28 protein-coding genes are annotated in these 24864 nt (G+C 73.2%); 22 read left to right on the top strand and 6 right to left on the bottom strand.

Going from position 1 to position 24864, the window contains the following annotated elements; all coding sequences use genetic code 11:
• Positions 1 to 73 precede the first annotated feature (73 nt).
• The 7 genes from ACH4ZX_RS17070 to ACH4ZX_RS17040 all read left to right on the top strand — a co-directional run bounded on the left by ACH4ZX_RS17070 (position 74) and on the right by ACH4ZX_RS17040 (position 9128).
• A complete protein-coding gene (locus ACH4ZX_RS17070) occupies positions 74 to 2563 on the top strand; it encodes a SpoIIE family protein phosphatase (protein WP_398272853.1) in 2490 nt (829 codons plus the stop codon).
• A 155-nt stretch (positions 2564 to 2718) separates the two neighbouring features.
• On the top strand, positions 2719 to 3444 hold the full coding sequence (locus tag ACH4ZX_RS17065; protein WP_398272851.1) for a class I SAM-dependent methyltransferase: 726 nt from the start codon (positions 2719 to 2721) through the stop codon (positions 3442 to 3444).
• A 50-nt stretch (positions 3445 to 3494) separates the two neighbouring features.
• Positions 3495 to 4328: a M55 family metallopeptidase gene (locus ACH4ZX_RS17060; protein ID WP_398272849.1), complete on the top strand. Its 834-nt coding sequence runs from the start codon at positions 3495 to 3497 to the stop codon at positions 4326 to 4328.
• Positions 4321 to 5625: a M20/M25/M40 family metallo-hydrolase gene (locus tag ACH4ZX_RS17055; RefSeq protein WP_398272847.1), complete on the top strand. Its 1305-nt coding sequence runs from the start codon at positions 4321 to 4323 to the stop codon at positions 5623 to 5625. Before ACH4ZX_RS17060 ends, ACH4ZX_RS17055 begins: the two co-directional genes overlap by 8 nt.
• Before the next feature lie 5 nt (positions 5626 to 5630).
• On the top strand, positions 5631 to 7595 hold the full coding sequence (locus tag ACH4ZX_RS17050; RefSeq protein ID WP_398272845.1) for a prolyl oligopeptidase family serine peptidase: 1965 nt from the start codon (positions 5631 to 5633) through the stop codon (positions 7593 to 7595).
• Complete coding sequence (locus tag ACH4ZX_RS17045) at positions 7592 to 8515, top strand: LD-carboxypeptidase (protein ID WP_398272843.1); 924 nt, start codon at positions 7592 to 7594, stop codon at positions 8513 to 8515. The genes ACH4ZX_RS17050 and ACH4ZX_RS17045 overlap by 4 nt, the downstream gene beginning before the upstream one ends.
• 55 nt (positions 8516 to 8570) lie before the next feature.
• Positions 8571 to 9128: a GNAT family N-acetyltransferase gene (locus ACH4ZX_RS17040; protein WP_398272841.1), complete on the top strand. Its 558-nt coding sequence runs from the start codon at positions 8571 to 8573 to the stop codon at positions 9126 to 9128.
• Here ACH4ZX_RS17040 and ACH4ZX_RS17035 read toward each other — a convergent pair.
• The 3 genes from ACH4ZX_RS17035 to ACH4ZX_RS17025 form a co-directional block, all read right to left on the bottom strand.
• On the bottom strand, positions 9106 to 9453 hold the full coding sequence (locus ACH4ZX_RS17035; protein ID WP_398272839.1) for a DUF6204 family protein: 348 nt from the start codon (positions 9451 to 9453) through the stop codon (positions 9106 to 9108). The two genes, ACH4ZX_RS17040 and ACH4ZX_RS17035, sit on opposite strands and share 23 nt — an antisense overlap.
• A 94-nt stretch (positions 9454 to 9547) precedes the next feature.
• Positions 9548 to 9895, bottom strand: coding sequence for a VOC family protein (locus ACH4ZX_RS17030; protein WP_360751630.1), 348 nt, complete (start codon positions 9893 to 9895; stop codon positions 9548 to 9550).
• A gap of 106 nt (positions 9896 to 10001) precedes the next feature.
• On the bottom strand, positions 10002 to 10550 hold the full coding sequence (locus ACH4ZX_RS17025; RefSeq protein ID WP_398272837.1) for a hemerythrin domain-containing protein: 549 nt from the start codon (positions 10548 to 10550) through the stop codon (positions 10002 to 10004).
• Between the two features lie 136 nt (positions 10551 to 10686).
• On the opposite strand from ACH4ZX_RS17025, the gene ACH4ZX_RS17020 reads away from it, so the two are divergent.
• A complete protein-coding gene (locus ACH4ZX_RS17020; RefSeq protein ID WP_398272836.1) occupies positions 10687 to 11325 on the top strand; it encodes a phage holin family protein in 639 nt (212 codons plus the stop codon).
• A 6-nt stretch (positions 11326 to 11331) separates the two neighbouring features.
• Positions 11332 to 12375, top strand: coding sequence for an SDR family oxidoreductase (locus ACH4ZX_RS17015; RefSeq protein WP_398272981.1), 1044 nt, complete (start codon positions 11332 to 11334; stop codon positions 12373 to 12375).
• A 266-nt stretch (positions 12376 to 12641) separates the two neighbouring features.
• On the opposite strand, the gene ACH4ZX_RS17010 is transcribed toward ACH4ZX_RS17015, so the two are convergent.
• Positions 12642 to 13598, bottom strand: a complete 957-nt coding sequence (locus ACH4ZX_RS17010; protein ID WP_398272834.1) for an LLM class F420-dependent oxidoreductase — start codon at positions 13596 to 13598, stop codon at positions 12642 to 12644.
• A 157-nt stretch (positions 13599 to 13755) separates the two neighbouring features.
• On the opposite strand from ACH4ZX_RS17010, the gene ACH4ZX_RS17005 reads away from it, so the two are divergent.
• The 13 genes from ACH4ZX_RS17005 to ACH4ZX_RS16945 all read left to right on the top strand — a co-directional run bounded on the left by ACH4ZX_RS17005 (position 13756) and on the right by ACH4ZX_RS16945 (position 23726).
• A complete protein-coding gene (locus ACH4ZX_RS17005; protein WP_398272832.1) occupies positions 13756 to 15366 on the top strand; it encodes an NAD(P)/FAD-dependent oxidoreductase in 1611 nt (536 codons plus the stop codon).
• 18 nt (positions 15367 to 15384) lie between these two features.
• Positions 15385 to 17232, top strand: coding sequence for a transketolase (locus ACH4ZX_RS17000; RefSeq protein WP_398272831.1), 1848 nt, complete (start codon positions 15385 to 15387; stop codon positions 17230 to 17232).
• Positions 17233 to 17279: 47 nt separating this feature from the next.
• Positions 17280 to 18206: a non-homologous end-joining DNA ligase gene (gene ligD / locus ACH4ZX_RS16995; protein WP_398272979.1), complete on the top strand. Its 927-nt coding sequence runs from the start codon at positions 17280 to 17282 to the stop codon at positions 18204 to 18206.
• Between the two features lie 104 nt (positions 18207 to 18310).
• On the top strand, positions 18311 to 18673 hold the full coding sequence (locus ACH4ZX_RS16990) for a gas vesicle protein (RefSeq protein WP_398272830.1): 363 nt from the start codon (positions 18311 to 18313) through the stop codon (positions 18671 to 18673).
• A 59-nt stretch (positions 18674 to 18732) separates the two neighbouring features.
• The gene (locus ACH4ZX_RS16985) at positions 18733 to 19155 is read left to right on the top strand and encodes a gas vesicle structural protein GvpA (RefSeq protein WP_360755287.1); all 423 of its coding nucleotides are present in this window, start codon (positions 18733 to 18735) and stop codon (positions 19153 to 19155) included.
• Entirely contained in the window at positions 19152 to 19922 is a 771-nt protein-coding gene (locus ACH4ZX_RS16980; protein WP_398272828.1) for a GvpL/GvpF family gas vesicle protein, read from the top strand. Before ACH4ZX_RS16985 ends, ACH4ZX_RS16980 begins: the two co-directional genes overlap by 4 nt.
• A 6-nt stretch (positions 19923 to 19928) precedes the next feature.
• A complete protein-coding gene (locus ACH4ZX_RS16975) occupies positions 19929 to 20192 on the top strand; it encodes a gas vesicle protein GvpG (protein ID WP_324788034.1) in 264 nt (87 codons plus the stop codon).
• Complete coding sequence (locus tag ACH4ZX_RS16970) at positions 20189 to 20959, top strand: DNA primase (protein ID WP_398272826.1); 771 nt, start codon at positions 20189 to 20191, stop codon at positions 20957 to 20959. The genes ACH4ZX_RS16975 and ACH4ZX_RS16970 overlap by 4 nt, the downstream gene beginning before the upstream one ends.
• Entirely contained in the window at positions 20956 to 22113 is a 1158-nt protein-coding gene (locus tag ACH4ZX_RS16965) for an SRPBCC family protein (protein ID WP_398272825.1), read from the top strand. The genes ACH4ZX_RS16970 and ACH4ZX_RS16965 overlap by 4 nt, the downstream gene beginning before the upstream one ends.
• On the top strand, positions 22110 to 22487 hold the full coding sequence (locus tag ACH4ZX_RS16960; protein ID WP_398272824.1) for a gas vesicle protein: 378 nt from the start codon (positions 22110 to 22112) through the stop codon (positions 22485 to 22487). The genes ACH4ZX_RS16965 and ACH4ZX_RS16960 overlap by 4 nt, the downstream gene beginning before the upstream one ends.
• Positions 22484 to 23257, top strand: coding sequence for a GvpL/GvpF family gas vesicle protein (locus ACH4ZX_RS16955; RefSeq protein WP_398272823.1), 774 nt, complete (start codon positions 22484 to 22486; stop codon positions 23255 to 23257). The genes ACH4ZX_RS16960 and ACH4ZX_RS16955 overlap by 4 nt, the downstream gene beginning before the upstream one ends.
• Positions 23254 to 23442 carry a gas vesicle protein gene (locus ACH4ZX_RS16950; RefSeq protein WP_006376647.1) on the top strand — a complete coding sequence of 63 codons (189 nt, stop codon included), beginning with the start codon at positions 23254 to 23256 and terminating at the stop codon, positions 23440 to 23442. Before ACH4ZX_RS16955 ends, ACH4ZX_RS16950 begins: the two co-directional genes overlap by 4 nt.
• Complete coding sequence (locus ACH4ZX_RS16945) at positions 23439 to 23726, top strand: gas vesicle protein K (RefSeq protein WP_360755307.1); 288 nt, start codon at positions 23439 to 23441, stop codon at positions 23724 to 23726. The genes ACH4ZX_RS16950 and ACH4ZX_RS16945 overlap by 4 nt, the downstream gene beginning before the upstream one ends.
• 28 nt (positions 23727 to 23754) lie before the next feature.
• Here ACH4ZX_RS16945 and ACH4ZX_RS16940 read toward each other — a convergent pair whose 3' ends face one another.
• Together ACH4ZX_RS16940 and ACH4ZX_RS16935 are read right to left on the bottom strand one after the other, a co-directional pair.
• A complete protein-coding gene (locus ACH4ZX_RS16940; RefSeq protein WP_398272822.1) occupies positions 23755 to 23925 on the bottom strand; it encodes a hydrophobic protein in 171 nt (56 codons plus the stop codon).
• A 41-nt stretch (positions 23926 to 23966) separates the two neighbouring features.
• A complete protein-coding gene (locus ACH4ZX_RS16935) occupies positions 23967 to 24788 on the bottom strand; it encodes a class I SAM-dependent methyltransferase (RefSeq protein ID WP_398272820.1) in 822 nt (273 codons plus the stop codon).
• Positions 24789 to 24864 lie beyond the last annotated feature (76 nt).

Below are 24864 nucleotides of genomic sequence, written 5' to 3'. Positions count from 1 at the left end.
CCACCGCACGGAGCCGTACGGTGGTGACGGCGGCACAGATCTTGCGGAGCCGTGGGGAGAGAGGGCCTGGGCCATGGACCGTGGCACCGAGACCGAGCGGGACGCGCCCTGCGGCCGGGGAGCCGGGGAGGACGCGGCGCCGCGGCCCGCCGAGGCCGGACGCGTCCCGCTGGCGGTGGTCGTGGCGGACCGCGACGGTCTCGTCTCCCACTGGAGCAGCGGCGCCCGCCGCCTGTTCGGCGTCGCCAGACCGGACGCGATCGGCCGCCCCGCCGCCGATCTGCTGCCCGTCGCCGGAGCCCTGCCCGAGGAGGACGACGCCGCGTGCGAGGAGGACGGCGCCCCGTGCGAGGCGTACCCGGACGGCGACGGCATCGGTCCCGGCCTGGAGGCGTCCCTCGACCGCGTGCTGTGCTGCCCGGCCGCGGGCCGCGCCCGGCTCACCGTGCCCGACCGCGACCGGGTGGACGTCCTGTGGTGGGCCTACCCCCTGGCCGGCCCCGGAACCGGACGGCTGCTGGTGCTGGCCGCCGACGCGGCGCGGCTGAACTCCCCGGACGTCTCCCGCGACGACGCGGGCTACGAGCGCATCGCCCCCGGCTTCGCCCTGCACACCGACTTCCCCGGCGCCGACGAACTGGCCCGCAGGCTCCCCGAGATCCTGCCCAGCATGAGCGTCGCCGACAGCGCTCGCATCGTCGCCCAGATCCTCGAACTGGGCTACCCCGTACTGGAATTCAGCCAGAACGAACGGGTGCCCGTCACCCCCGACTGGGGCGTGCCCCGGCGCGCCGAGCGCAAGGCCCGCCGGGAACGGGCCGCGCGGGCCGCCGCCGAGGGCCGGGCCGTGCCCCTCGAACCCGCCGACGAGGGCGAGGACCTCGAGTACGCCGCCGTACGCGAACGCCTGGAGTTCCTCAACGAGGTCAGCGGCCGCATCGGCACCTCCCTGGACCTCGCCCGGACGATCACCGAGGTCAGCAGGGCCGTCGTGCCGCGCTTCACCGACGTGGCCGGCACCTATCTGCGCGAGCAGGTCGTCGCCGGCGAGGGCTTCCCCGAGGGCGTGCCGGACACCACCACCATGTGGCACCGCGTCGCCGTCGAGCACACCGACGAACCGGGGCGCTGGGACGACGTCGTGCCGGTCGGCGAGGCCATGCCGTTCCCGGCGCACACGCCCTTCTTCCAGTGCATGACGACCGGCGAGCCCGTCCTCGTGCCGCGGATCAGCGAGGAGACGGGACACGCCATCGCCTCCCAGTTCGAGAAGCGGGACATCCGGCCCCTGATCACCGGCCGCTCCATGCTGGTCGTGCCCCTGAAGGCGCGCGACGTGGTGCTCGGCTTCATGATCCTGCTGCGCCACCCCGAGCGGCCCGTCTTCAACGACATGGACCGCGTCACCGGCGCCGAACTCGCCGCCCGCGCGGGCCTCGTGCTCGACAACGCGCGCATGTACACCTACCAGGAGAGAGTCGCCGAGACCCTCCAGGACAGCATGCTGCCGCACATCCCGCCGCGCATGGCGGGCTGCGACATCGCCACCCGATACCTGCCCGGCACCCTGCTCGGACGCGTCGGCGGCGACTGGTTCGACGCGGTCAAGCTGCCCGGCGCCCGCACCGCCCTGGTCGTCGGCGACGTCATGGGCCACGGCCTCAACTCAGCCGCCATGATGGGCCAGTTACGGACCGCGGTGCAGACCATGGCGGCCCTCGACCTGCCGCCCGCCCAGTTGCTGCGCAACCTCGACGACCTCGCCCAGCGCCTCGGCGAGACCTACCTCGCGACCTGTCTGTACGCCGTCTACGACCCGATCGCGAGCGAACTGCACCTCGCCAACGCCGGCCACATCCCGCCCGTACTGGTCCGCGCCGAGGACGGCCGCAGCGAACTGCTCGAACTGCCCACCGGCGCGCCCATAGGGGTCGGCGGCGTGCCCTTCGAGGCGGTACGCGTGCGCGTGGCGCCCGGCGACCGGCTGATCATGTGCACCGACGGCCTGGTCGAGGTGCGCGGCGAGGACATCGGTGTCGGGCTCGCGACCCTGTGCGAGTCCGCCGCCCACCCGGCCGCCTCGATGGACGACGCCTGCGACACCGTGGTCCGCGCCCTCAACACCCGCGGCGGGCGCAAGGACGACGTGGCCCTGCTGATGGTCCGGCTGGCCGGTATCGCGCCGGACGACGTCGCCGAATGGCGGCTCGCCCGCGACCCGGCCCAGGCCGGCCGCGCCCGCGCGGTGGTCCGCGAGCAGCTGAACGCCTGGGGGCTGACCGGACTCGCCGACAGCGCCGAACTGATGGCCGGCGAACTCGTCACCAACGCGCTACGGCACGCGCACGGCCGTTCCGTCGAGCTGCGGCTGGTGCGCGGCGACACGCTGCTGTGCGAGGTGGACGACGACGACCACGACCTGCCGACGCTGCTCAGCGCCGGGCCGCTCGACGAGTCCGGGCGGGGGCTGCGCGTGGTCAGCACGCTCGCCCGCGAATGGGGCGCCAGCCGCACGAAGGCCGGGAAGACGGTCTGGTTCGAGCTGTCCCTGCCCCGGCGCTGACGGTGCGACAGGGGGCGTGAGGGAGCACGGGGGCGCGCGCGTATCGAATGGGGCGTGAAGGAATGCGCCACGCGCTTGTAGCTGTCTCCGGGGTGCGATAGACCGGACTGGCCCGTCACTGGCGGCGGGCCCGCATCGCACCCCGGGGAGTGGGCATGAGCGTGACGAGTCGGTACCGGGAGGCGTGGGAGGGCTTCTGGCGGGAGGCCCCCGAGGAGCAGGGAGCCGTCTTCTGGGACGCGGAGCCCGCCCTGACGACCGGCCCGCACCTGGCCCTCTTCGAGCCGTACCTCACCGAGCCCGGCCTGCCGATGGTGGACCTCGGCTGCGGCAACGGCACCCAGACCCGGTTCCTCGCCGACCGCTTCCCGCACGTCGTGGGCGCCGACCTGTCCGCGGCGGCCGTCGAGCACGCCCGGCGCGCGGACCCCGCCGGGCAGGCCACCTACCGCGTACTGGACTTCGCGGCGAAGAACGAGACGGAGACGCTGCACGCGGAACTCGGCGACGCCAACGTCTACCTGCGGGGCGTGCTGCACCAGGCCGAGCCCGACGACCGGCAGCGGATGGTGGACTCGGTCGCCGCGCTCCTCGGCGAGCACGGCCGGGCCTTCCTCGTCGAGCTCTCCGAGGCCGCCAAGCCCGTGCTGCTGGGCCTGGCACAGCGCCCGGCCGGCCCGCCGCCCAAGCTCGCGCCCGTCTTCCGGCACGGGATAGCCCCCGGCGAGGTGGCCGACGAATCCGTGCCCCGCCATGTGCGCGCGGCCGGCCTCACCGTGCTGGCGAGCGGGGAACTCCCGCTGACCACGACCGAGTTCGGCGCCGACGGCACCCGGATCAAGCTGCCGTCGAAATGGCTGGTGGCCGGCCGTGCCGGCTGAGGGCCGCCCCCCGTAGCGGGACGTCCCCGCGCCGCGTAACGTGGCGGACCATGAAGATCCTCATCAGCGCCGACATGGAGGGCGCCACCGGCGTCACCTGGCCGGCCGACGTGCTGCCGGGGACGCCGCAGTGGGAGCGGTGCCGGCCGATGTTCACCTCGGACGTCAACGCCGCCGCGCTGGGCTTCTTCGACGGGGGCGCCGACGAGGTCCTCGTCAACGAGGCCCACTGGAGCATGCGCAACCTGCTCCTGGAACACCTCGACGAGCGGGTGCAGATGCTCACCGGGCGGCACAAGGACCTGTCCATGGTGGAGGGTGTGCAGCGCGGCGACGTCGACGGCATCGCGTTCGTCGGCTACCACGCGGGCGCCGGCAAGGAGGGCGTCCTCGCCCACACCTACCTCGCCAATTCCATCACCGGCGTGTGGCTCGACGGCGTGCCCGCCAGCGAGGGCCTGCTGAACGCACGCGTCGTCGCCGAGTTCGGGGTACCCGTCGTCCTCGTGACCGGTGACGACGTGGCGTGCGAGGACGCGCTCGGCTACGCGCCCGAGGCGCTCAAGGTCGCCGTGAAGGACCACGTCTCGCGGTACGCGGCGGTGTGCCGCACGCCCGCCAGGACCGCCGCCGACATCCGCGCGGCGGCCAAGTCGGCGGCCGCGCTGGCGGTCCGCCAGGAACCGGTCGCGGCGGGCCCGTTCACCGTCGCGCTCGAGTTCGACGCCGAGCACCTCGCCATGGCCGCCACCGTGGTGCCGGGCGTCGAGCGGACCGGGGAGCGCAAGGTGGCGTACACCAGCGTGACCATGTACGAGGGCATCCGTACCTTCAAGGCGGTCACCACCGTCGTCTCGGCCGCCGTGGAGGAGCAGTATGGCTGACGCGCAGGCGCTCGACGAGGTCGTCCGGTTCACCTCCGACCTCATACGCATCGACACCACCAACCGCGGCGGCGGGGACTGCCGGGAACGGCCCGCCGCCGAGTACGTCGCCGAGCGACTGGCGGAAGCCGGGCTGGAGCCGGCCATGCTGGAGCGCACCGCGGGGCGCACCAACGTCGTCGCCCGCATCGAGGGCACCGACCCGGCCGCCGACGCGCTGCTCGTCCACGGGCACCTGGACGTGGTGCCCGCCGAGGCCGGCGACTGGAGCGTGCACCCCTTCTCCGGGGAGGTCCGCGACGGGGTCGTCTGGGGGCGCGGCGCGGTCGACATGAAGAACATGGACGCGATGATCCTCGCCGTCGTGCGGGCCTGGGCGCGCCTCGGCGTACGGCCACGGCGCGACATGGTGATCGCGTTCACCGCCGACGAGGAGGACAGCGCCGCCGACGGCTCCGGATTCCTCGCCGGGGAGCACCCGCACCTGTTCGAGGGCTGCACCGAGGGCATCAGCGAGTCCGGGGCGTTCACCTTCCACGACGGCAGCGGCCGGCAGCTCTACCCCGTCGCCGCCGGGGAGCGCGGCACCGGGTGGATGAAGCTCACCGCCCGCGGCCGGGCCGGGCACGGCTCCAAGGTCAACCGGGAGAACGCCATCACCCGGCTCGCCGAAGCGATCACCCGGATCGGCGGTCACGAGTGGCCGCTGCGGCTGACCCCGACCGTCAGCGCGGCGCTCACCGAACTCGCCGCGCTGTACGGCATCGACACCGACCTGCACGACGTGGACGGGCTGCTCGGCAAGCTCGGACCGGCCGCCCAGCTGGTCGAGGCGACCGTCCGCAACAGCGCCAACCCGACCATGCTGCGAGCCGGTTACAAGGTCAACGTGATCCCCGGGGAGGCGGTGGCCTACGTCGACGGCCGGTTCCTGCCCGGCTGCGAGGACGAGTTCCGCGCCACCCTCGACGAGCTCACCGGGCCGGACGTGGACTGGGAGTTCCACCACCGCGAGGTGGCCCTGCAGGCGCCGCTCGACTCGCCGACGTACGCCAGGATGCGCGCCGCGATCCAGGAGTTCGCGCCGGAGGGACACGTCGTGCCGTACTGCATGTCCGGCGGCACGGACGCCAAGCAGTTCTCGCGCCTGGGCATCACCGGCTACGGCTTCGCGCCGCTGAAGCTCCCCGAGGGCTTCGACTACCAGGCGCTCTTCCACGGCGTCGACGAGCGCGTCCCGGTCGAGGCGCTCCACTTCGGCGTCCGCGTCCTCGACCGCTTCCTGCGGACGGCCTAGCAGAGATGGGGGAGACGGTGCAGACCCTGCCGTACGGTTCGTGGCCCTCGCCGATCAGCGCGGCGCTCGCCGCCGCGCACGACGGACACCCCGAGTACGTGGGATTCGTCGGCGACGAGGCCTGGTGGACGGAGCCCCGGCCCGCCGAGGGCGGCCGGCGCACGCTGGTGCGCCGGCACGCCGACGGCGGGGAGGAGTCGGTGCTGCCCGCCCCGTGGAACGTGCGCAGCCGGGTCATCGAGTACGGCGGGCAGCCCTGGGCCGGGACCGTGGTGGACGGCGAACCGCTCGTGGTGTTCGTGAACTTCGCCGACCAGCGGCTGTACCGGTACCGGCCGGGCGGCGAGCCGCTGCCGCTGACCCCGGTCTCCCCGGTGGGCGGCGGACTGCGCTGGGCGGAGCCGCAGGTGCTGCCCGGGCGCGGCGAAGTGTGGTGCGTGCTGGAGGAGTTCACCGGCGACGGGCCCACCGACGTGCGCCGCGTCCTGGCCGCCGTACCGCTGGACGGCGCGGCGGCCCAGGACCGGGACGCCGTGCGCGAACTCAGCGACGGCCGGCACCGGTTCGTCACCGGGCCGCGCCTGTCACCGGACGGGCGCAGCGCGGCCTGGCTCGCCTGGGACCATCCGCGCATGCCGTGGGACGGCACGGAGGTGGTGCTGGCCTCCGTCGCCGGGGACGGCACCTTCCACCGGGCGCGGACGGTGGCCGGCGGGCCCGAGGAGTCGGTCGCCCAGGTCGACTGGTCGGCCGACGGCCGGCTGCTGTACGCGAGCGACCGCACGGGCTGGTGGAACCTGTACCGGGACGGCGAGCCGGTGTGCCCGCGCGAGGAGGAGTTCGGCGGCCCGCTGTGGAAGCTCGGCCACCGCTGGTTCGCCCCGCTGCACAACGGCCTGATCGCCGTCGTGCACGGCCGCGGCGCCGCCGCGCTCGGCGTGCTCGACCCGGAGACCGGCGAGGTCGTCGACGCGGCCGGCCCCTGGACGGAGTTCTCGCCCACGCTCGCGGCGCACGGCGACCGGGTCGTGGCCGTCGGCGCCGGCCCGCGCAGCGCCCACGAGGTCGTCGAACTGGACACCCGCACGGGCCGGGCCCACGTCATCGGCGCCGAGCACGACGACGCCGTCGAGCCCGCGTACTACCCCCAACCGCAGATCCGCACGTTCACCGGCCCCGACGGACGCGACGTGCACGCCCACGTCTACCCGCCCCACCACCCCGGGTGCGCCGCCCCCGGCGACGAACTGCCGCCGTACGTCGTCTGGGCGCACGGCGGCCCCACCGGCCGGTCGCCCCTGGTGCTGGACCTGGAGATCGCCTACTTCACCTCCCGGGGCATTGGCGTGGCGGAGGTCAACTACGGCGGCTCGACCGGGTACGGGCGGGAGTACCGCGACCGGCTGCGCGAGCAGTGGGGCGTGGTGGACGTCGAGGACTGCGCGGCCGTCGCGCTCGCCCTCGCCGACGAGGGCACCGCCGACCGGGCCCGGCTCGCCGTCCGCGGCGGCAGCGCCGGCGGCTGGACCGCGGCCGCGTCGCTCGCCTCGACCGACGTCTACGCCTGCGGCACGATCATCTACCCGATCCTGGACCTGGCCGGCTGGGCCTCGGGGGAGACCCACGACTTCGAGTCGCAGTACCTGGAGGGCCTGGTCGGGCCGCTGGCCGAGGTGCCCGCCCGGTACGCGGAACGCTCGCCCACCGAGCACGCCGACCGCATCACCGCGCCCTTCCTGCTGCTCCAGGGACTGGACGACGTGATCTGCCCGCCCGTCCAGTGCGAACGGTTCCTCGCCCGCATGCAGGGCAGCGGGGTGCCGCACGCCTACATCGCCTTCGAGGGGGAGGGGCACGGATTCCGCCGGGCGGAGACCACCATCCGCGCCCTGCAGGCCGAACTCTCCCTGTACGCACAGGTCTTCGGCCTGAACCCGCGCGGTATCCCGACCCTGGAGCTGTCGAAGTGAGGGAGCTGCTGCGACCTCCCCGGCTCGCCCCCGGCGCCCGTGTCGCCGTCGTGGCGCCGAGCGGGCCGGTGCCCGAGGAGCGGCTGCAGGCCGGGCTGGACGTACTGCGGGGCTGGGACCTCGACCCGGTGGTGGGCCCGCACGTCCTGGACCGGCACGGGAAGCTGGGCTACCTGGCGGGCACGGACGCGGACCGGGCGGCCGACCTGCAGGCCGCCTGGTGCGACCCGGCGGTGGACGCGGTGCTGTGCGCGCGGGGCGGGTACGGCGCCCAGCGGATGGCCGACCTGCTCGACTGGACGGCGATGCGGGCGGCCGGGCCGAAGGTGTTCGTCGGCTTCAGCGACATCACGGTGCTGCACCAGGCGTTCGCCACCCGCCTCGGCCTGGTCACCCTGCACGGCCCGGCGGCCGCGGGCGTCGACTTCCTCAAGAACGCGCGGGCCCAGGACCATCTCAGGGCCACCCTGTTCGCCCCCGAGTCGGTCCGCTGCATCGCCTCCGGGGGCACCGCCCTGGTCCCCGGCCGGGCCCGGGGCGTGACCCTCGGCGGATGCCTGAGCATGCTCGCCGCCGACCTCGGCACCCCGCACGCCCGCGACGGGGCCCGGGGCGGCCTGCTGCTGATCGAGGACGTCGGCGAGCAGCCGTACCGCGTCGACCGCATGCTCACCCAACTCCTGCGCTCCGGCTGGCTCGACGGCGTCACCGGCGTCGCGCTCGGCTCCTGGGACGGGTGCGGCCCCTACGACGAGCTGCGCGCCGTCCTCGCCGACCGGCTCGGCGGCCTCGGCGTCCCCGTCGCGGAGGAGTTCGGGTTCGGGCACTGCGCGGGCGCCCTGACCGTCCCGTTCGGCGTGCGCGCCGAACTCGACGCCGACGCCGGCACGCTCACCCTGGATGAACCCGCGCTGCGCTGAGCCGACCCCGCCCGGTGCGACGGCCACCGGGGCGGCGGCGTCGTAGGCTGACGGGATGCCGCATCCCCCGACCCGCTACCTCGCCGAAGGCCCCCGCGTGGGGCTGCGCCACTTCACCTACGGGGACGGTGCCGAGTTCACCGCCCGCGCCCGGGAGAGCAAGGACCTGCACCACCCGTGGCTGTTCCCGCCGGACACCCCGCAGGCCTACGCCGCCTACGCGGGCCGGCTGATCGAGGACCCGACCAAGGCCGGGTTCCTGGTCTGCGCGAAGGAGAGCGAGCACGGCGACGGCGCCATCGCCGGCTTCATCAACATCAACAACATCGTCGAGGGCGGCTTCCGGTGCGGCGCGCTCGGCTACGGCGTCTTCGCGCACGCGGCCGGACGCGGGCTGATGCGGGAGGGCCTGGAACTGGTGGTGCGCCACGCCTTCGGGCCGATGCGGCTGCACCGGCTGGAGATCAACGTGCAGCCCGGCAACGCCGCCTCGATCGCCCTGGCCCGCTCCTGCGGGTTCCGCCTGGAGGGCTTCTCGCCGGACATGCTCTACGTCGACGGGGCCTGGCGGGACCACGAGCGCTGGGCGCTCACCGTCGAGATGCGGGCTTGAGGTTGATCTTCATGGTGTCGAGGTCGGTGACGGTCGACTTCATCCGCGTGAAGCCGTAGCCCAGCGCGCGCAGCGTGGCCCCGGCGCGGTCCTCCGCGATCGCGCCCGCCATCTCCTCGCCGTCCGCCGCGTCCGACACCACCACGAACCGCATCGAGAAGTGCTTCAGCGGCGACCGCTCGTAGGTCAGCGAGCCCTCCTCGGTGAACCGCATGCTGGCCAGCCCGTGGTCCGCCGCCTCGTCGAGCAGCCGCTGCCGGGCCGCGTCGCTCAGCCCGTCCCACGTCCCCCGGACGATCACCCGGTACGTGTGCTGCTCACTCATCGCTCTGCTCTCCGTGTCGTTCCGCGCCGGTCGAGGGCCGACTCTACGGGCACGCGAGGACGACGCCCACGGAATTTCCGGGACCGGTGAGGGGTCAGGCGCCGCGGTCCACGTACTCGTAGACCGTGCCGTCCGGATGGATCGCGATCAGGTTGCGGCCCGCCGGGGTCGCCACCGGGCCCGCGACGATGTGCGCGCCCAGGTCGGTGAGCACCCGGTGGGCCTCCTCGACGTCCTTGACGGCGATGGTCGCCGCGACCTTGCGCAGCACCTCCAGCTCGGCCTCGGGCCCGCTCATCAGCAGGAAGCAGCCGACCGCGGCCACCTGGACGCCACCGCGTTCGAAGCGGAGGGCCCGGCCGCCCGCGAGCCGTTCGTAGAAGGGGACCGCGGTCTCCAGGTCGTCGACGCAGACGCGCAGCGTGGCTCCCAGAATGTCCATGCCGCAGAGCCTAGTTGGGGCAGCCGGAGAAGGTGATCCATTCCCGCGATCGCCTCACCGCTTCAGGGCGCCGCCTGATCGCGGCGGGACTTTTCACCCGACCGGCTCAGCCCACCGCCTTGCGGATGACGTCGCGGGTGCGGTCGACGACGGCCGCCACCGGGCCCACCGCCACGTTCTTCAGAGCCGTGTCGGTGCCCGGGTCCGGCCGGGTCGGCGCCAGGGCTTCGGCGGCCCGCACGGCACGGGCCAGCGACTCCAGCCGGCCCTTGTCGGCGACCTCGGCGAGCCGCGCGAACTCGTAGCGCTCCTCGTTGTCGGCGTGTGCGAGCACGTCCTGGCGCAGCGCCGCGAACCGGTCGAGGAACTCGGGCGAGTCGGTGTCCATGTCGTCCAGCAGAGCCAGGGCCTGCTTGGCCTTCTCCTCCTCCTCGATCCGCTGCCCGACGATCGTCTCGCCGTCGTCGAGGTGGCTGCGGGCGAAGGGGTGCACGACCTCCTCCTCGGCGGTCTCGTGCACCGCGAGAAGCCGGACCAGGTCGTGGAAGTGCCGCCTGCGGTCCTCGCCCGCGGTGCGCGCCACCTCGTCGAACAGTGTCCGGATGCGCGCGTGCTGTGCCTCGAGCAGTTCCACCACGTCGGTGCGCTGGGTCATCCTCTTCCTCCTGTCGGGGGGCCGTCCGGTTCCGTGGGCGGGTACCCGGGGCGACGGCCGGCGCACGCGGCTCCTCGCCGCCGTGCGGACGGCGTCGGACGGTGTTATGCGCCGTCGGCGCGGGTACCCGGCGGCCATGGAAGGCTTGGATCACCTGGAACATCTGGACAAGCAACTGGTCGACGAGCTGGCGCAGGTGGCGCGCGAGACCGTGCGCGACGAACTGCGCGAACAGACTCGCAAGCAGCGGCGTACGGCGATGCTGTACGCGGCGTCCGGCGCCGCCGCCCTCTACGCCGGCGCGGCCCTCGCGCTCACCGTGGGCCTCGCCCTCGCCCTCGGCATGCCCGGCTGGGTCGCCGCCCTGATCACCGCCGTGATCCTCTCAGCCGTCGCCTACGCGCTGCGCGCCGCGGCCCGGCCGCACCCGTCCGCGACGGCTCCGGAACACGGGGCCGCCGCGGTCCACGGGGCCCACGAGGCCGGGGCCCCCGCGGGCCGCGGCTGGGGCACCGGCAGCCACGCTCCGGGCGCCCCGGCCGGCGGACTCGGCACCTCCCACCCGCCGACGCCGTCCGCCGGGCCGTCCGCCGCTCCGCCTGTCCGGCCGTCCGCCGCGCCGCCCGTGACGCCGCCTGCCGCGCCGCCCGCGGCGCCGGGTGGCGCGGCCGGGGCACCGGGCGGGCCGGTCACCGGTCCCGCCGGACCCGGCAGGGGCACCCCGGCGTCCCGACCGGACGACATCGACCCCGAGCACCCGCACCGCGGGGCGTGACGCGTGGTGCGCGGGCGTGGGGGCGTACCCCTGCCGAAGGGGCGCAAGACGGTCGTCGTGACGGGCGCCAGCGGCGGCGTGGGCCGGGCCACGGCCCTGGCCTTCGCCCGCCGGGGCGACCGGGTCGCCCTGCTGGCCCGGGGACGCGAGGGACTCGCCGGGGCCGCCGACGAGGTGCAGCGCGCCGGGGGCGAGGCGCTGGTCGTGCCGGTGGACATGGCGGACGCCAAGGCGGTGGACGACGCCGCCCAGCGGGTCGCCGACGTGTTCGGGCACATCGACGTATGGGTCAACGACGCGTTCGCGGGGGTGTTCGCGCCGTTCACCGAGATCACCCCGGACGAGTTCCGCCGGGTGACCGAGGTGACGTACCTGGGCTACGTGTTCGGCACCCGGGCGGCGCTGCGGCACATGCTGCCGCGCGACCGGGGGACGATCGTGCAGGTCGGCTCCGCGCTGGCCTACCGCGGCATTCCGCTGCAGTCGGCGTACTGCGGCGCCAAGCACGCCATCCAGGGGTTCAACGAGTCGCTGCGCTGCGAACTGCTGCACGCACGCAGCGGGGTCCGTACGACGATGGTGCAACTGCCCGCCGTCAACACCCCGCAGTTCGACTGGGTGCTCAGCCGGATGCCGGGTCAGGCGCGGCCGGTGGCGCCCGTGTACCAGCCGGAGGTGGCGGCGCGGGCGATCGTGCACGCCGCGTCGCACGGACGGCGGCGCGAGTACTGGGTGGGCGGTTCCACCGTGGCCACCCTGATCGCCAACGCGGTGGTACCCGGCCTGCTCGACCGGTACCTCGCCCGCACCGGCTTCGACTCCCAGCAGGACCAGGACGGGCACGGCGGACTGCCGAACCTGTGGGCGCCCGTGGACGGGCCGCACGGCCGGGACCACGGGGCGCACGGACGCTTCGACGACCAGTCGATCGCGCACAGCCCGCAGGACTGGGTCTCCCGCAACCGGGGACGGATGGGAGCCGGCCTGGTCGCCGGCGGCCTGGGCGTCGCGGTGAGCGCCGGTCTGCGCCGGGTCAAGGCCCACAAATGAATGATCAGGTCGTCCAAATGAATGATCAGGTCGTGGGGGGGGGGGGGGGGGGGGGGGGGGGGGGGGCGCCCCCGCCCCCGGGCCCCCCCCCGGGGGGGGGGGCGGGCGGGGGGGGGGGTGGGGGTGGGGGGGGGGGGGGGGGGGGGGGGGGTGTCGGCCTGTTTGGGGCGGGTACACGCCCAAAAATTTATTTAACTGGTCAAAAAATGTATTTTTTTGGTGGGGGGGGGGGGGGGGGGGGGCCCCCCCCCCCCCCCGACCGTCCGTCACTCCCTCAGCTGCGGCAGCACCTTCGTCCGGTAGAAGTCGAAGAAGCCGCGCTGGTCGGGGCCGATCTGATTGACGTAGATGCGGTCGAAGCCCGCCTCGGCGAACGCGGACAGCGCGGCCACGTGCTCGTCCACGTCGTCCCCGCACACCGCCTTCTCGCTCACCATCTCCTCGGTGACCAGCGCCTGAAGCTGCTCGAAGTGGCTCGGCTCGGGCAGGATCTGGCTCATCTCGCCCGGCAGGAACTGGTTGGCCCACAGCCGACGCACGGTGCGCACCGCCTCGTCCCGGTCGGCGCCGTAGCAGACCTTCGTGCCGCCCATGACCGGCTTGCCGCCCCCGCCGCCCTTGCGGAACTGCTCCACCATCGAGGCGTCCGGCATCATCGTGACGAAGCCGTCGCCCACGCGTCCGGCCAGGCTCGTCGCCGCCGGTCCGAACCCGGAGACGTCGATCGCGACCGGCTCCTCCGGCAGGGTGTAGAGACGGGCGTTCTCCACCGTGTAGTGGGTGCCGCGGTGATTGACCTCCTCGCCGGTGAACAGCCGGCGCATGATCTGGACGGCTTCCTCCAGCATCTCCAGGCGCACGTGCGCGGGCGGCCAGACATGGCCGAGGATGTGCTCGTTGAGGGCCTCGCCGGTGCCGACGCCCAGCCGGAAGCGGCCGTTCGTCATCACCGCCGAGGTCGCCGCCGCCTGCGCCACCACCGCCGGGTGGACCCGCACGGTCGGGCAGGTCACGGCCGTCTCGACGGGCAGCGACACCGCTTCCGAGAGGGCGCCGATCACCGGCCACACGAACGGGCTCTGACCCTGGGCGTCGTTCCACGGGTGGTAGTGGTCGGAGATCCACAGCGACTGGAATCCGGCCTGCTCGGCCATCCGCGCCTGCTCGACGAGGTCCGCGGGAGCGAACTCCTCGCACGACAGGAAGTAGCCGTACTCGGGCATGGGGGTACCTCCAACGCAGCTCCGCGAAAGCGGCGGTCAGGTCGCCCACCCGGGTACCCGGGTGGCCCCGGCGGCAACCGGCGGACGTTTGGGCGGTCCGACCAGGGGGACGCGGAAGGCTCTCCTACGAGGCACCCGACAGCGCCGGAGGCGAACCGTGAGTCGACCCCGCATCGTGATCGTCGGTGCCGGGTTCGCCGGGTACCGGACGGCCCGCACCCTTTCCCGGCTGGTGCGGCACAAGGCCGACGTCACCCTGCTGAACCCGACCGACTACTTCCTCTACCTGCCCCTGCTGCCCCAGGTCGCCGCCGGGATCCTGGAACCCCGCCGGGTGACCGTCTCCCTCTCCGGCACCCTGCCGCACGTACGGCTGGTGCTCGGGGAGGCCGACGCGATCGACCTGGACGCGCACACCGTCCACTACACCGGCCCCGAGGGCGACGGCGGCACCCTGTCCTACGACCGGCTGGTGCTCGCCGCGGGCAGCGTCAACAAGCTGCTGCCCATCCCCGGCGTCGCCGAGCACGCGCACGGCTTCCGGGGCCTGCCGGAGGCGCTGTACCTGCGCGACCACGTGACCCGCCAGGTGGAGCTGGCGGCCGTCGCGAAGGACCCCGCGACCTGCTCCGCCCGCTGTACGTTCGTGGTGGTCGGCGCCGGCTACACCGGTACCGAAGTCGCCGCGCAGGGGCAGCTGTTCACCGACGCGCAGGTGCGCAAGCACCCGCTGCGGCAGGGCATGCGGCCGCGCTGGATACTGCTCGACATCGCGCCGCGGGTGCTGCCCGAACTGGACGAACGGCTGTCGCGGACCGCCGACAGCGTGCTGCGCCGACGCGGCGTCGACGTGCGGATGGGCACGTCCGTCAAGGAGGCCACGCCCGACGGAGTCCTGCTGACGGACGGGGAGTTCGTCGACTCCCGCACCCTCGTGTGGTGCGTGGGCGTACGGCCCGATCCGCTCGCCGAGTCCCTCGGGCTGCCCATGGAACGCGGCCGGCTGCTCGTCGACCCGCACCTCCAGGTGCCGAGCCACCCGGACCTGTTCGCGTGCGGCGACGCGGCCGCCGTGCCGGACCTGGAGCAGCCCGGCGCGTACACGCCGATGACGGCCCAGCACGCCTGGCGGCAGGGCAAGGTCGCGGGCCGGAACGTGGCCGCGTCGCTCGGCGTCGGCGACCGCCGCGCCTACCGCCACCGCGACCTGGGCTTCGTCGTGGACCTCGGCGGGGTGCAGGCGGCCGCCAACCCGCTCGGCGTCGCGCTCTCCGGCCCGGTCGCCGGGGCGGTGGCCCGCGGCTACCACCTGGCCGCGATGCCGGGCAACCGGGTGCGGGTCGCGGCCGACTGGCTGCTGGACGCCGTACTGCCGCGCCAGGCCGTGCAGTTGGGGCTGGTGCGGTCCTGGTCGGTCCCGCTGGACACGGCGTCGCCGGAACTGGCCCGGACGCCGGGCAGCCGGGAGCAGCGGGCGAAGCCGCGGACCGGCCTGCCGGCCGACCCGCCCGCGGGCACGTCGGCCGACGCGGGCCCGGAGCCGGCCGGGAACCGGCCCGACGGTGAACGGGCCGGGAATCGGCCCGGTGGGGAGCCCGCCAGGAAGCAGCCCGGCGGTGAACCGGCCAGGAAGCAGCCCGGCGGTGAGCCCGCCGGGAACCAACCAGGTGGTGAGCCCGCCAGGAGCCGGTCCGGAGGGCAGTCCGGAGGGCAATCCGGTGGGCCGTCCTCCGAGCCCCCGGCCCCGTCCAGCGGTCCGACTGACTGACACTTCCGAAGGAGACGTATGAACACCGCCGAACTCGACGAGCTGGGACGCCAGTTGCGCGTGGACAGCGTGCGGGCGTCGGCCGCCGCGGGATCCGGGCACCCGACGTCCTCGATGTCCGCCGCGGACCTGATGGCCGTACTGATCGCCAACCACCTCCACTACGACTTCGAACGCCCCGCCCATCCCGGCAACGACCGCTTCGTCCTGTCCAAGGGGCACGCCTCGCCGCTGCTGTACGCCGCCTACAAGGCGGCCGGCGCCATCGACGACGGTGAACTGCTCGGCTTCCGCAAGCTCGGCAGCCGCCTCGAAGGGCATCCGACGCCGCGCAGGCTGCCGTGGGTCGAGACGGCCACCGGTTCGCTCGGCCAGGGCCTGCCGGTCGGCGTCGGCATCGCGCTGGCCGGCAAGCGGCTGGACCACCGCGACTACCGCGTGTGGGTGCTGTGCGGGGACAGCGAGCTGGCGGAGGGCTCGATCTGGGAGGCCGCCGAGCACGCGGCGTACGAGCACCTGGACAACCTCACCGCGATCGTCGACGTCAACCGGCTCGGCCAGCGCGGCCCGACCCGCCACGGCCACGACCTGGACGCCTACGCGCGCCGCTTCCAGGCGTTCGGCTGGCACACGGTCGAGGTGGACGGCCACGACGTCGACGCGATCGACCGCGCCTACGGCGAGGCCAGGTCCACCTCCGGCCGGCCCACCGCGATCCTCGCCCGCACGCTCAAGGGCAAGGGCGTGGCCGCCGTCGAGGACCGCGAGGGCCTGCACGGCAAGCCGCTGCCGGACGCCGACGAGGCGGTGGCCGAGCTCGGCGGACCGGGCGAGGTCCGGGTACGGGTGCACCAGCCGGCCGCGGACGGCAGGGCGCACGACGTCACCGCCGCCCGGCCCGACCTGCCCCGCTGGGACGAGGGCGAGAAGGTCGCCACCCGCAACGCCTTCGGCGAGGCGCTGGCCGCGCTCGGCACCGCGCGCGGCGACGTCGTCGCCCTCGACGGGGAGGTCGGCGACTCCACCCGCGCCGAACTGTTCGCCAAGGCACACCCCGACCGCTACTTCGAGTGCTACATCGCCGAGCAGCAGATGGTCGCGGCCGCGGTGGGTCTGGCCGCCCGCGGCTGGGTGCCGTACGCCGCCACCTTCGCCGCCTTCCTGACGCGGGCCCACGACTTCGTGCGCATGGCGTCGATCAGCGGCGCCGGTGTCAACCTCGTCGGCTCGCACGCGGGCGTCGCGATCGGGCAGGACGGCCCCTCCCAGATGGGGCTGGAGGACCTGGCCATGATGCGGGCGGTGCACGGCTCGACCGTGCTGTACCCGTGCGACGCCAACCAGACCGCGAAACTCGTCGCCGCCATGGCCGGCCGCGACGGCATCCGCTACCTGCGCACCGGACGCGGCGAGAGCCCGGTGATCTACGGGCCCGACGAGGAGTTCCCGGTCGGCGGCAGCAAGGTGCTGCGTTCCTCCGACCGGGACCGGCTGACCATCGTCGCCGCCGGAGTGACCGTGCACGAGGCGCTGGCCGCCGCCGACGCGCTGGAGCGCGAGGGCGTCCCGGTCCGGGTCGTCGACCTGTACTCGGTCAAGCCCGTCGACCGGATCACCCTGCGCCGGGCCGCCGAGGAGACCGGCTGCCTGATGACCGTGGAGGACCACCACGAGGAGGGCGGCCTCGGGGACGCCGTCCTCGACGCGTTCACCGACGGACGGCCCGTGCCGCGGCTGGTGCGGCTCGCCGTCCGTACGATGCCGGGCTCGGCCTCCCCGGGCGAGCAGCTGCATGCCGCGGGCATCGACGCCGAGTCGATCGCCGCGGCCGGGCGGCTGCTGGTGGGGGAGGCGGTCGTGCCGTGAGCGATGCCGACGTGCGGGCCGGCGAGGACGTGCGGGCCGGCGAGGACGTGCGGGCCGGCGACGGCGTGCGGACCGTGCGGGCGGGGCGCCGCACGGTCCGGGTGCACCGTCCGGACAAGGTGCTGTCCCCCGGCGGCGACGGGCCGGAGTACACCAAGTCCGACCTGGTGGACCACCACCGCCGCGTCGGCCCGTTCATGCTGCCGCACCTGCGCGGCCGGCCGCTGATGCTGCAACGGCACCCGGACGGCATCGACGGCCCCCGCTTCATGCAGAAGAACACCCCGGACACCTACCCGGACCGGGTCTCCCGCGTCGAGGTGCCGAAGGAGGGCGGCACCGTCCGCCACACCGTGTGCGACGACTCCGCCACCCTGGTCCACCTGGTCGACCAGGCCTGCCTGACGCTGCACCGCTGGATGTCCCGGGTGGGGCGCGTCGACCGGCCCGACCGGATGGTGTTCGACCTCGACCCGGCGGGTGACGACTTCGCCGCGGTCCGTGCGGCGGCCCGGCTGCTGGGGGAGCTGCTCGCCGAACTCCGGCTCCCCTCCGCGCCGATGACGACCGGCTCGCGCGGCCTGCGCGTGATCGTCCCGCTGACCGGACGCCACGGCTTCGACGAGGTCCGCGCCTTCGCCCGCGACGTCGCCGGCACCCTGGCCGCCGCGCACCCGGACCGGCTCACCACCGCGCCCCGCAAGAAGGACCGCGGTGACCGGCTCTACCTCGACATCGGACGCAACGCCTACGTCCAGACCGCGGTCGCCCCCTACACCGTGCGCGCCCTGCCCGGCGCTCCCGTGGCCACGCCGATCGCCTGGTCCCAGCTCGACGATCCCGGCCTGCACGCCCGCCACTGGACCGTCGCCGACGCCGTCGACCAGGCCCGCACCGACCCCTGGGCCGGTGTCATGAGCAGGGCGCGCGCCCTCGGACCGGCCCGCCGCAGGCTCGACGCGCTACATGGTTGATGCACGTACCGGCGCTGTCCACCGGTGACGCCGATCCCCCCGGACCCGGCCGCCCTGGAAGGTTTGTCCGACGGCTGGGCGGCCACACGGAGTGAGAGGTGGCCATGACGAACACAAGGAACACACCAGAGTCACAAGATTCGCAAGACGTTCAGGATTCCCCGAAGAAGGCGGAGAGCCGCACGACGAAGAAGCGGCCGGGCCCCATGGAGGTGCTGCGCCACGCGCGCGCCCAGCTCGCGGAGCTGACGGGCATGGCCGCCGAGAGCGTCTCGTCCTTCGACCAGACGGAGGACGGCTGGTCCCTGGAGATCGAGGTCCTGGAGCTCGCCCGCGTGCCCGACACGATGAGCCTGATGGCGAGCTACCAGGTCGAACTCGACCCCGACGGCCAGCTGACCGGCTACCGGCGCGTCCGCCGCTACGAGCGCGGACGGGCCGACTCCCACCGGCCGGGCGGCCGGTAGGCCGCTCGCCGGAAGCAATCGATCACTCACCAGTCCACAGAGAAGGAGGCACGGTCGGCATGACCGTTGTCCCGGCCCAGCAGAGCGGCGGCGGAGGCGGCTCCAGCGGCCTCTACGACGTCCTGGAACTCGTCCTCGACAGGGGGCTCGTCATCGATGCGTTCGTGCGCGTGTCCCTGGTCGGCATCGAGATCCTGAAGATCGACGTACGTGTCGTCGTGGCGAGTGTCGACACCTACCTGCGCTTCGCCGAGGCGTGCAACCGGCTCGACCTGGAGGCGGGCCCGCGCAAGAGCCCCGGCCTGCCCGACATCGTCGGCCAGGTCACCGAGTCGGGCGCCCGCGGCAAGTCGAAGGGGGCCCTCTCCGGAGCGGCGGAGACCATATCCGGCGCCTTCAAGCAGGCCCGTGAGGAGAGCCAGAGCGAATCCAGGCCGCGCCGCAAGTCGACGGCCGCGCGCCGGAGGGAGGAAGAGGAGTGAGCACGTACGTCTACGGCATCACGGCCGCTTCCCACCCGTCGCTGCCCGACGGCATGGGCGGCGTCGGGGACCCGCCGCGGCCGGTGCGCATCCTCCGGGCCGGCGAGCTGGCGGCCGTCGTCAGCGACGCCCCCGAAGGGCTGCGGCCCAAGCGCAAGGACCTGCTCGCCCACCAGAACGTGCTGAGCGAGGCGGGCGCCGGCGGCTGCGTGCTGCCCATGCGGTTCGGCAGCATCGCGCAGGACGACGACACGGTCACGAGTGTGCTCGCCGAGCGCGCGGACCACTACAAGGAGCGCCTGCAGGCGCTGGACGGCAAGGTCGAGTACAACGTCAAGGCCGTCCACGACGAAGAGGCCGTGCTGCACCGGGTGATGTCCGAGAACGCGGAACTCCGTGGCATGGCCGAGGCCAACCGGCAGGCGGGCGGCGGAAGTTACGAGGACCGGCTGCGGCTCGGCGAGATGGTCGCGGACGCCGTCAAGGCCCGCGAGGGCGAGGACGCGGAAGCGGTCCGCAGCGCCCTGGAGCCGGTGGCCGACACGATCAGCGTGGGCCCGGAGTCCACCGGCTGGCTGGCCAACATCTCCTTCCTGGTGGAGCGGGGGTCCGCCGAGGACTTCCTCGCCGCGGTGGAGGAGGTCCGCCGGAGCCAGCCGCACCTGGACCTGCGCCTCAACGGCCCGCTGCCGCCGTACAGCTTCGTGGAGCCGGGGCCGGGCAAGCCCGCGGCCGCCGCGCTCGGCACGGAAAGCCAGGAGGAGTGAGTCCCCATGGGACTGATCTCAGAGGTCCTCCTGCTGCCGTTCGCCCCGGTGCGCGGCAGCGCGTGGGCGATCAAACAGGTGCTCAGCGAGGCGGAGCGCATCTACTACGACCCGGCCACGGTCCGGGCTGAACTCGCGCAGCTGGAGGCACGGCTGGAAGCGGGCGAGATGGACGAGGAGGAGTTCGACCGGATGGAGGACGAACTCCTCGACCGGCTGGAGATCGGCCTGCGCAACGGCGTGGGAAGTGGGGACGGGACGGCACGATGAACCGAGTAGGACTGGGCCTCGCGGTAGGGGCCGGATATCTCCTGGGACGCACGAAGAAACTCAAAATGGCGTTCGCCATCGGCTCGATCGTGGCCGGCAAGCGCATGAACATCACCCCGCGGGCGGTCGCGGACCTGGTCTCCCAGCAACTGCTGAAGAACCCGCAGTTCAAGGAGATCGGGGACCAACTGCGCACCGACCTGCGGGGCGTGGGCAAAGCGGCCTCGGGCGCGATGGTGGAGCGGCAGATCGACGCGCTCGCCGACCGACTGCACGGCCGTACCACGCAGGTCCGCGACCAGCTCGCGGGCGTGGTGCCGGGCGGCGGCCGGGGCGGCGAGGACGAGGAGCCGACGGACGAGGAGGAACCGGAGGCCGAGGAAGAACCGGAGGCCGAGGAGGGGCCGGAGGCCGAGGAGGAACCCGAGCCCGAGGAATCCGAGGAACACGAGGAACACGAGGAGCCGGAAGCCGAGGAGGAGTCCGAGGAGCCGGAAGCCGAGGAGGAGTTCGAGCCGAGCGGCAGGAAGGCACCGGCGAAGCGGGCACCGGCGAAGCAGGCCGCCAAGAGGGCGCCCGCGAAGAAGGCGCCCGCCAAGAAGACGCCCGCGAAGAAGATCGCGGCGAAGAAGACAGCCCCGGCCAAGAAGGCGGCGGCCAAGAAGACGGCAGCCGCCAAGAAGACCGCGGGGAAGAAGACGGCCGCGGCCAGGGGTGCCGCGCGCGGCGCCCGGGGCCGGATGCGGAAGGGCGGCGGTGACCGATGACCGAGACTCTCTCAGGCGCGGCGGGCAAGGCGGCCGGCAAGGCGGCCGGCAAGGCCACGGACAACCCGCTCACCGGCGTCGCCCGCAGTGAGGCCGCCGACCGGCTGAAAGCCGAGGTGCAGGAGTACCTGGCCGCGCAGGCCGAACGCCTGCTGGTCGGCGTCGGCCGCAAGCTGGGCGAGACCACCGGCAAGCTGAACGACATCGCCGAGGGCAACAGCCCGGGCTTCGCCAAGCTCGCCCTCGAAGGGGGGCGCAAGCTCGCCGAGGGCAAGGGGCCGCTGCGCTCCGCACTCGAACTCGGGGCCTCCCGTGCCAAGGACAACGTGATGGGCGCTCTGAAGAACCTCGGGGGCGGCAAGGGCAAGGGCAAGAAGAAGGGCGGCTCGGGCCAGAAGCCGACCGTCATCATCGAGAGCATCGATGTCGGCGTGCCGCTGCGCACCGCGTACGACCAGTGGACGAAGTACCAGGACTTCAGCACCTTCGCCAAGGGTGTCAAGAGCGCGAGCCGCGCCGACGACACGCACTCCGACTGGCAGTTGAAGGTCTGGTGGTCCAACCGCAGCTGGAAGGCGACGACCACCGAGCAGGTGCCGGACGACCGGATCGCCTGGACCTCGGAGGGCGCCAAGGGCACCACGAAGGGCGTCGTCTCCTTCCACCGGCTCGCCGACAGCCTCACCCGTGTCCTGCTGGTGATCGAGTACTACCCCTCGGGCCTGTTCGAGAAGACCGGCAACATCTGGCGCGCCCAGGGCCGCCGGGCCCGGCTCGACCTCAAGAACTACGTCCGCTTCATCACGCTCAAGGGCGAGGCCGAGGACGGCTGGCGCGGTGAGATCCGCGACGCCGAGGTCGTCCGCAGCCATGAGGACGCCCTTGCCGAGGAGGAGCGGGAAGAGCAGGAGGGCGAGGAGTCCTACGAGGGCGAGGAGGAGAACGGGGAGTACGAGGAGGGCGAGGAGCCCACCGGGGAGGAAGAGGAAGAAGAGGAAGAGGAAGAGGAGGAGCCGGAGGAGTACGACGAGGAGGAAGAGGGCGAGGAGCCCCGGGCGGAGGAGGAAGAAGAGGACGAGGAGCCTGAGGAGTACGACGAGGAGGAAGAGGAAGAAGAGCCCGAGTACGAGTACGCCGGCGGGAGCCGTCGATGACCATGTCCAGCCGGATGCCCGAACCCTACGCCGGAGGCGGCGGGTCCAACCTGGCCGACATCCTGGAGCGCGTGCTCGACAAGGGCGTCGTCATCGCCGGCGACATCCGGATCAACCTGCTCGACATCGAACTCCTCACCATCAAGCTCCGGTTGATCGTCGCGTCGGTCGACAAGGCGAAGGAGATGGGCATCGACTGGTGGGAGGACGACCCCGAGTTGTCCTCCCGCGCCCGCCGCAAGCAACTCGCTCGCGAGAACGCGGAGTTGCGTGAGCGGCTGGCTCAACTGGAGCTGTACGCAGAGCCCGTCGGGGAGGGCCGGGGGGTCGGGGAAGGCCGGGGAGAGGAAGAGAAGAAGAAGGAGGCACCGTGACCGGACTGCGGTACGTCTACGCCGTCTGCCGCCCCTTCGACACGCCCCTTCAGGCCCAGCTGACGGGCGTGGCGGACGACCCGCCCAGAGTGGTGCCTCACCACGGCCTGGTCGCCGTGGTGAGCCACGTGCCGGAGCGGGACTTCGCCGAGGAACCGCTCCGCAGGCATCTGGAGGACCTGGACTGGCTGACCGCCGTGGCCCGGGCCCACCAGGGAGTGATCGACGCGCTCACCGTCGTCACCACGCCGCTGCCGCTGAGGCTCGGCACCGTCTTCCGGGACGACAGCGGGGTCCGCGTGATGATCGAGGAGCGCGAGGAGGACTTCCGGCGCACCCTCGCACGGCTGGAGGGCCGCGTGGAGTGGGGCGTCAAGGTGTACGCCGAGATCGAGGCCCCCCGGCAGGCGCCCGCGCCCGCCGGGAAACCGGCGTCGGGCCGGGACTATCTGCGGCAGCGGCGGATGCGGGTGCAGTCGAACGAGGAGACGTGGCAGAAGTGCGAGGAGTTCGCGAGCCGCCTCCACGCGACGCTTTCCGCGCACGCCGAGGATTTCCGGCTGCATGCCCCGCAGAATCCGAAACTCTCCGGGGTCTCCGGGCGCAACGTCCTCAATGCCGCGTATCTGGTGCCACGCAGCAGTTCCGAGGAATTCGTGGAACTGGTGGACCGGACGAAGGACGAGAAGATGATGGTGGACGACGCCGGAATCAGGGTGGAACTCACCGGGCCGTGGGCGGCGTACTCCTTCGCCGGGGAGGAGCAGTGACCGTAGTCGAACGCCGTGAGGTGGCGCTGGTCGACCTGCTCGACCGGCTGCTGGCCGGCGGCGTGGTCATCACGGGGGACATCACCCTGCGCATCGCGGACGTCGACCTGGTACGCATCGACCTGAACGCACTGATCAGCTCCGTGAACGAGCAAGTACCTTCGCCTTGGGGAGAGCTGACGTGACCGCCCCCCGCCGCAACCGGCTGGACCTGGAGCCCGACACCGTAGAGCGCGACCTCGTCAAGCTCGTTCTGACCGTCGTGGAGCTGCTGCGGCAGCTCATGGAACGTCAGGCCCTGCGCCGGTTCGACACCGGCGACCTGAGCGAGGACCAGGAGGAGCGGATCGGGCTCACGCTGATGCTCCTCGACGACCGTATGACCGAGTTGCGGGAGCGCTACGGACTGCGGCCCGAGGACCTGAACCTGGACCTCGGGCCGCTGGGACCGCTGCTTCCCCGGGAATGAATCCCATCGGGACAACCCGGTTGTCACCTCACCACCGATACCAGCGCCCCCTGCCGCCGGTCGCCGTCGTGCTGCGCATCATGAATCCGAGAAGCCACACGACGAGAAGAGCGAGCGCTATCCACCACAGGGCCTTCACCGCGAATCCCGCGCCGAAAAGGATCAGCACCAGAAGCAGTACGAGCAGGATGGGAACCATAATGAACCTCCTGCTGGGCCGGGTTTCCCGAAAACCGTGTTTCAGGCGTCCTTGCGGCAGAGGATTTCTCCGTGCAGGACGCAGAACCAGCCGTCATCCCGGGCGCCCCACTCCCGCCACGCGTCCGCCGCGGCGCGCAGCTGCTCCGCGGTGGCGTGACCGCCCGCGGTGGCCTGCCCGGCGTACGCCGACGCCACCGTCCGGTCCGCCCACAGGCCGCTCCACCACGCCCGCTCCTCGGCGGTGGAGAACGTCCAGGTCGAGGAGGTCGCGGTGATGTCGGTCAGCCCCGCCCGCACCGCCCATGCCTTGAGCCGGCGTCCGGCGTCCGGCTCACCGCCGTTGGCGCGGGCCACCCGGTGGTAGAGGTCCAGCCAGTCGTCCATCCCGGCGGACGCCGGATACCAGGTCATGGCCGCGTAGTCGGAGTCGCGGACGGCGATGAAGCCACCCGGCCTGGTCACCCGCCGCATCTCCCGCAGCGCCCGCACCGGATCGCCCACGTGCTGCAGCACCTGGTGGGCGTGCACGACGCAGAACGTGTCGTCCGGGTAGTCCAGCGCGTGGACGTCGGCGACGGCGAAGTCGACGTTGCCCAGGCCGCGCCCGGCGGCCGTGGCGCGGGCCCGCTCCAGCACCTCCGGCGCCATGTCGACGCCGGTGACGTGCCCGTCCGGGACCAGTTCCGCCAGGTCGGCGGTGATGGTGCCGGGTCCGCAGCCGATGTCCAGGATCTTCATGTGAGGCTTGAGCGAGCCGAGGAGGTAGGCCGCGGAGTTGGCGGCGGTCCGCCAGGTGTGCGAGCGCAGCACGGACTCGTGGTGCCCGTGCGTGTAGACGGCGGTCTCCCGCGGCTTCGGCATGGCTGATCCCCTCTCGTCGTACGGCCCTCGGGGCTTCGGGCCCCGGCGGCCGGTGCCTGTCACGGTACGCGCGTAT

Origin of the sequence: Streptomyces sp. NPDC020490 (assembly GCF_044335305.1) — a bacterium.
Classification (GTDB): Bacteria; Actinomycetota; Actinomycetes; order Streptomycetales; family Streptomycetaceae; genus Streptomyces.
The sequence above is the reverse complement of the archived record's forward strand: the minus strand, read 5'-3'. Positions and strand labels throughout refer to the sequence as shown.

Excerpts from the sequence above, each read along its gene's own strand:
- ACH4ZX_RS16975 (WP_324788034.1), top strand. The coding sequence starts at position 19,929 with ATGGGACTGATCTCAGAGGTCCTCCTGCTGCCGTTCGCCCCGGTGCGC.
- ACH4ZX_RS17030 (WP_360751630.1), bottom strand. The coding sequence starts at position 9,895 with ATGGACATTCTGGGAGCCACGCTGCGCGTCTGCGTCGACGACCTGGAG.
- ACH4ZX_RS16990 (WP_398272830.1), top strand. The coding sequence starts at position 18,311 with ATGACGAACACAAGGAACACACCAGAGTCACAAGATTCGCAAGACGTT.
- ACH4ZX_RS17020 (WP_398272836.1), top strand. The coding sequence starts at position 10,687 with ATGGAAGGCTTGGATCACCTGGAACATCTGGACAAGCAACTGGTCGAC.
- ACH4ZX_RS16940 (WP_398272822.1), bottom strand. The coding sequence starts at position 23,925 with ATGGTTCCCATCCTGCTCGTACTGCTTCTGGTGCTGATCCTTTTCGGC.
- ACH4ZX_RS16935 (WP_398272820.1), bottom strand. The coding sequence starts at position 24,788 with ATGCCGAAGCCGCGGGAGACCGCCGTCTACACGCACGGGCACCACGAG.
- ACH4ZX_RS17050 (WP_398272845.1), top strand. The coding sequence starts at position 5,631 with ATGGGGGAGACGGTGCAGACCCTGCCGTACGGTTCGTGGCCCTCGCCG.
- ACH4ZX_RS17060 (WP_398272849.1), top strand. The coding sequence starts at position 3,495 with ATGAAGATCCTCATCAGCGCCGACATGGAGGGCGCCACCGGCGTCACC.
- ACH4ZX_RS16985 (WP_360755287.1), top strand. The coding sequence starts at position 18,733 with ATGACCGTTGTCCCGGCCCAGCAGAGCGGCGGCGGAGGCGGCTCCAGC.
- ACH4ZX_RS17010 (WP_398272834.1), bottom strand. The coding sequence starts at position 13,598 with ATGCCCGAGTACGGCTACTTCCTGTCGTGCGAGGAGTTCGCTCCCGCG.
- ACH4ZX_RS16965 (WP_398272825.1), top strand. The coding sequence starts at position 20,956 with ATGACCGAGACTCTCTCAGGCGCGGCGGGCAAGGCGGCCGGCAAGGCG.
- ACH4ZX_RS17000 (WP_398272831.1), top strand. The coding sequence starts at position 15,385 with ATGAACACCGCCGAACTCGACGAGCTGGGACGCCAGTTGCGCGTGGAC.
- ACH4ZX_RS17065 (WP_398272851.1), top strand. The coding sequence starts at position 2,719 with ATGAGCGTGACGAGTCGGTACCGGGAGGCGTGGGAGGGCTTCTGGCGG.
- ACH4ZX_RS17040 (WP_398272841.1), top strand. The coding sequence starts at position 8,571 with ATGCCGCATCCCCCGACCCGCTACCTCGCCGAAGGCCCCCGCGTGGGG.
- ACH4ZX_RS17025 (WP_398272837.1), bottom strand. The coding sequence starts at position 10,550 with ATGACCCAGCGCACCGACGTGGTGGAACTGCTCGAGGCACAGCACGCG.
- ACH4ZX_RS17035 (WP_398272839.1), bottom strand. The coding sequence starts at position 9,453 with ATGAGTGAGCAGCACACGTACCGGGTGATCGTCCGGGGGACGTGGGAC.
- ACH4ZX_RS17055 (WP_398272847.1), top strand. The coding sequence starts at position 4,321 with ATGGCTGACGCGCAGGCGCTCGACGAGGTCGTCCGGTTCACCTCCGAC.
- ACH4ZX_RS16960 (WP_398272824.1), top strand. The coding sequence starts at position 22,110 with ATGACCATGTCCAGCCGGATGCCCGAACCCTACGCCGGAGGCGGCGGG.
- ACH4ZX_RS16970 (WP_398272826.1), top strand. The coding sequence starts at position 20,189 with ATGAACCGAGTAGGACTGGGCCTCGCGGTAGGGGCCGGATATCTCCTG.
- ACH4ZX_RS17070 (WP_398272853.1), top strand. The coding sequence starts at position 74 with ATGGACCGTGGCACCGAGACCGAGCGGGACGCGCCCTGCGGCCGGGGA.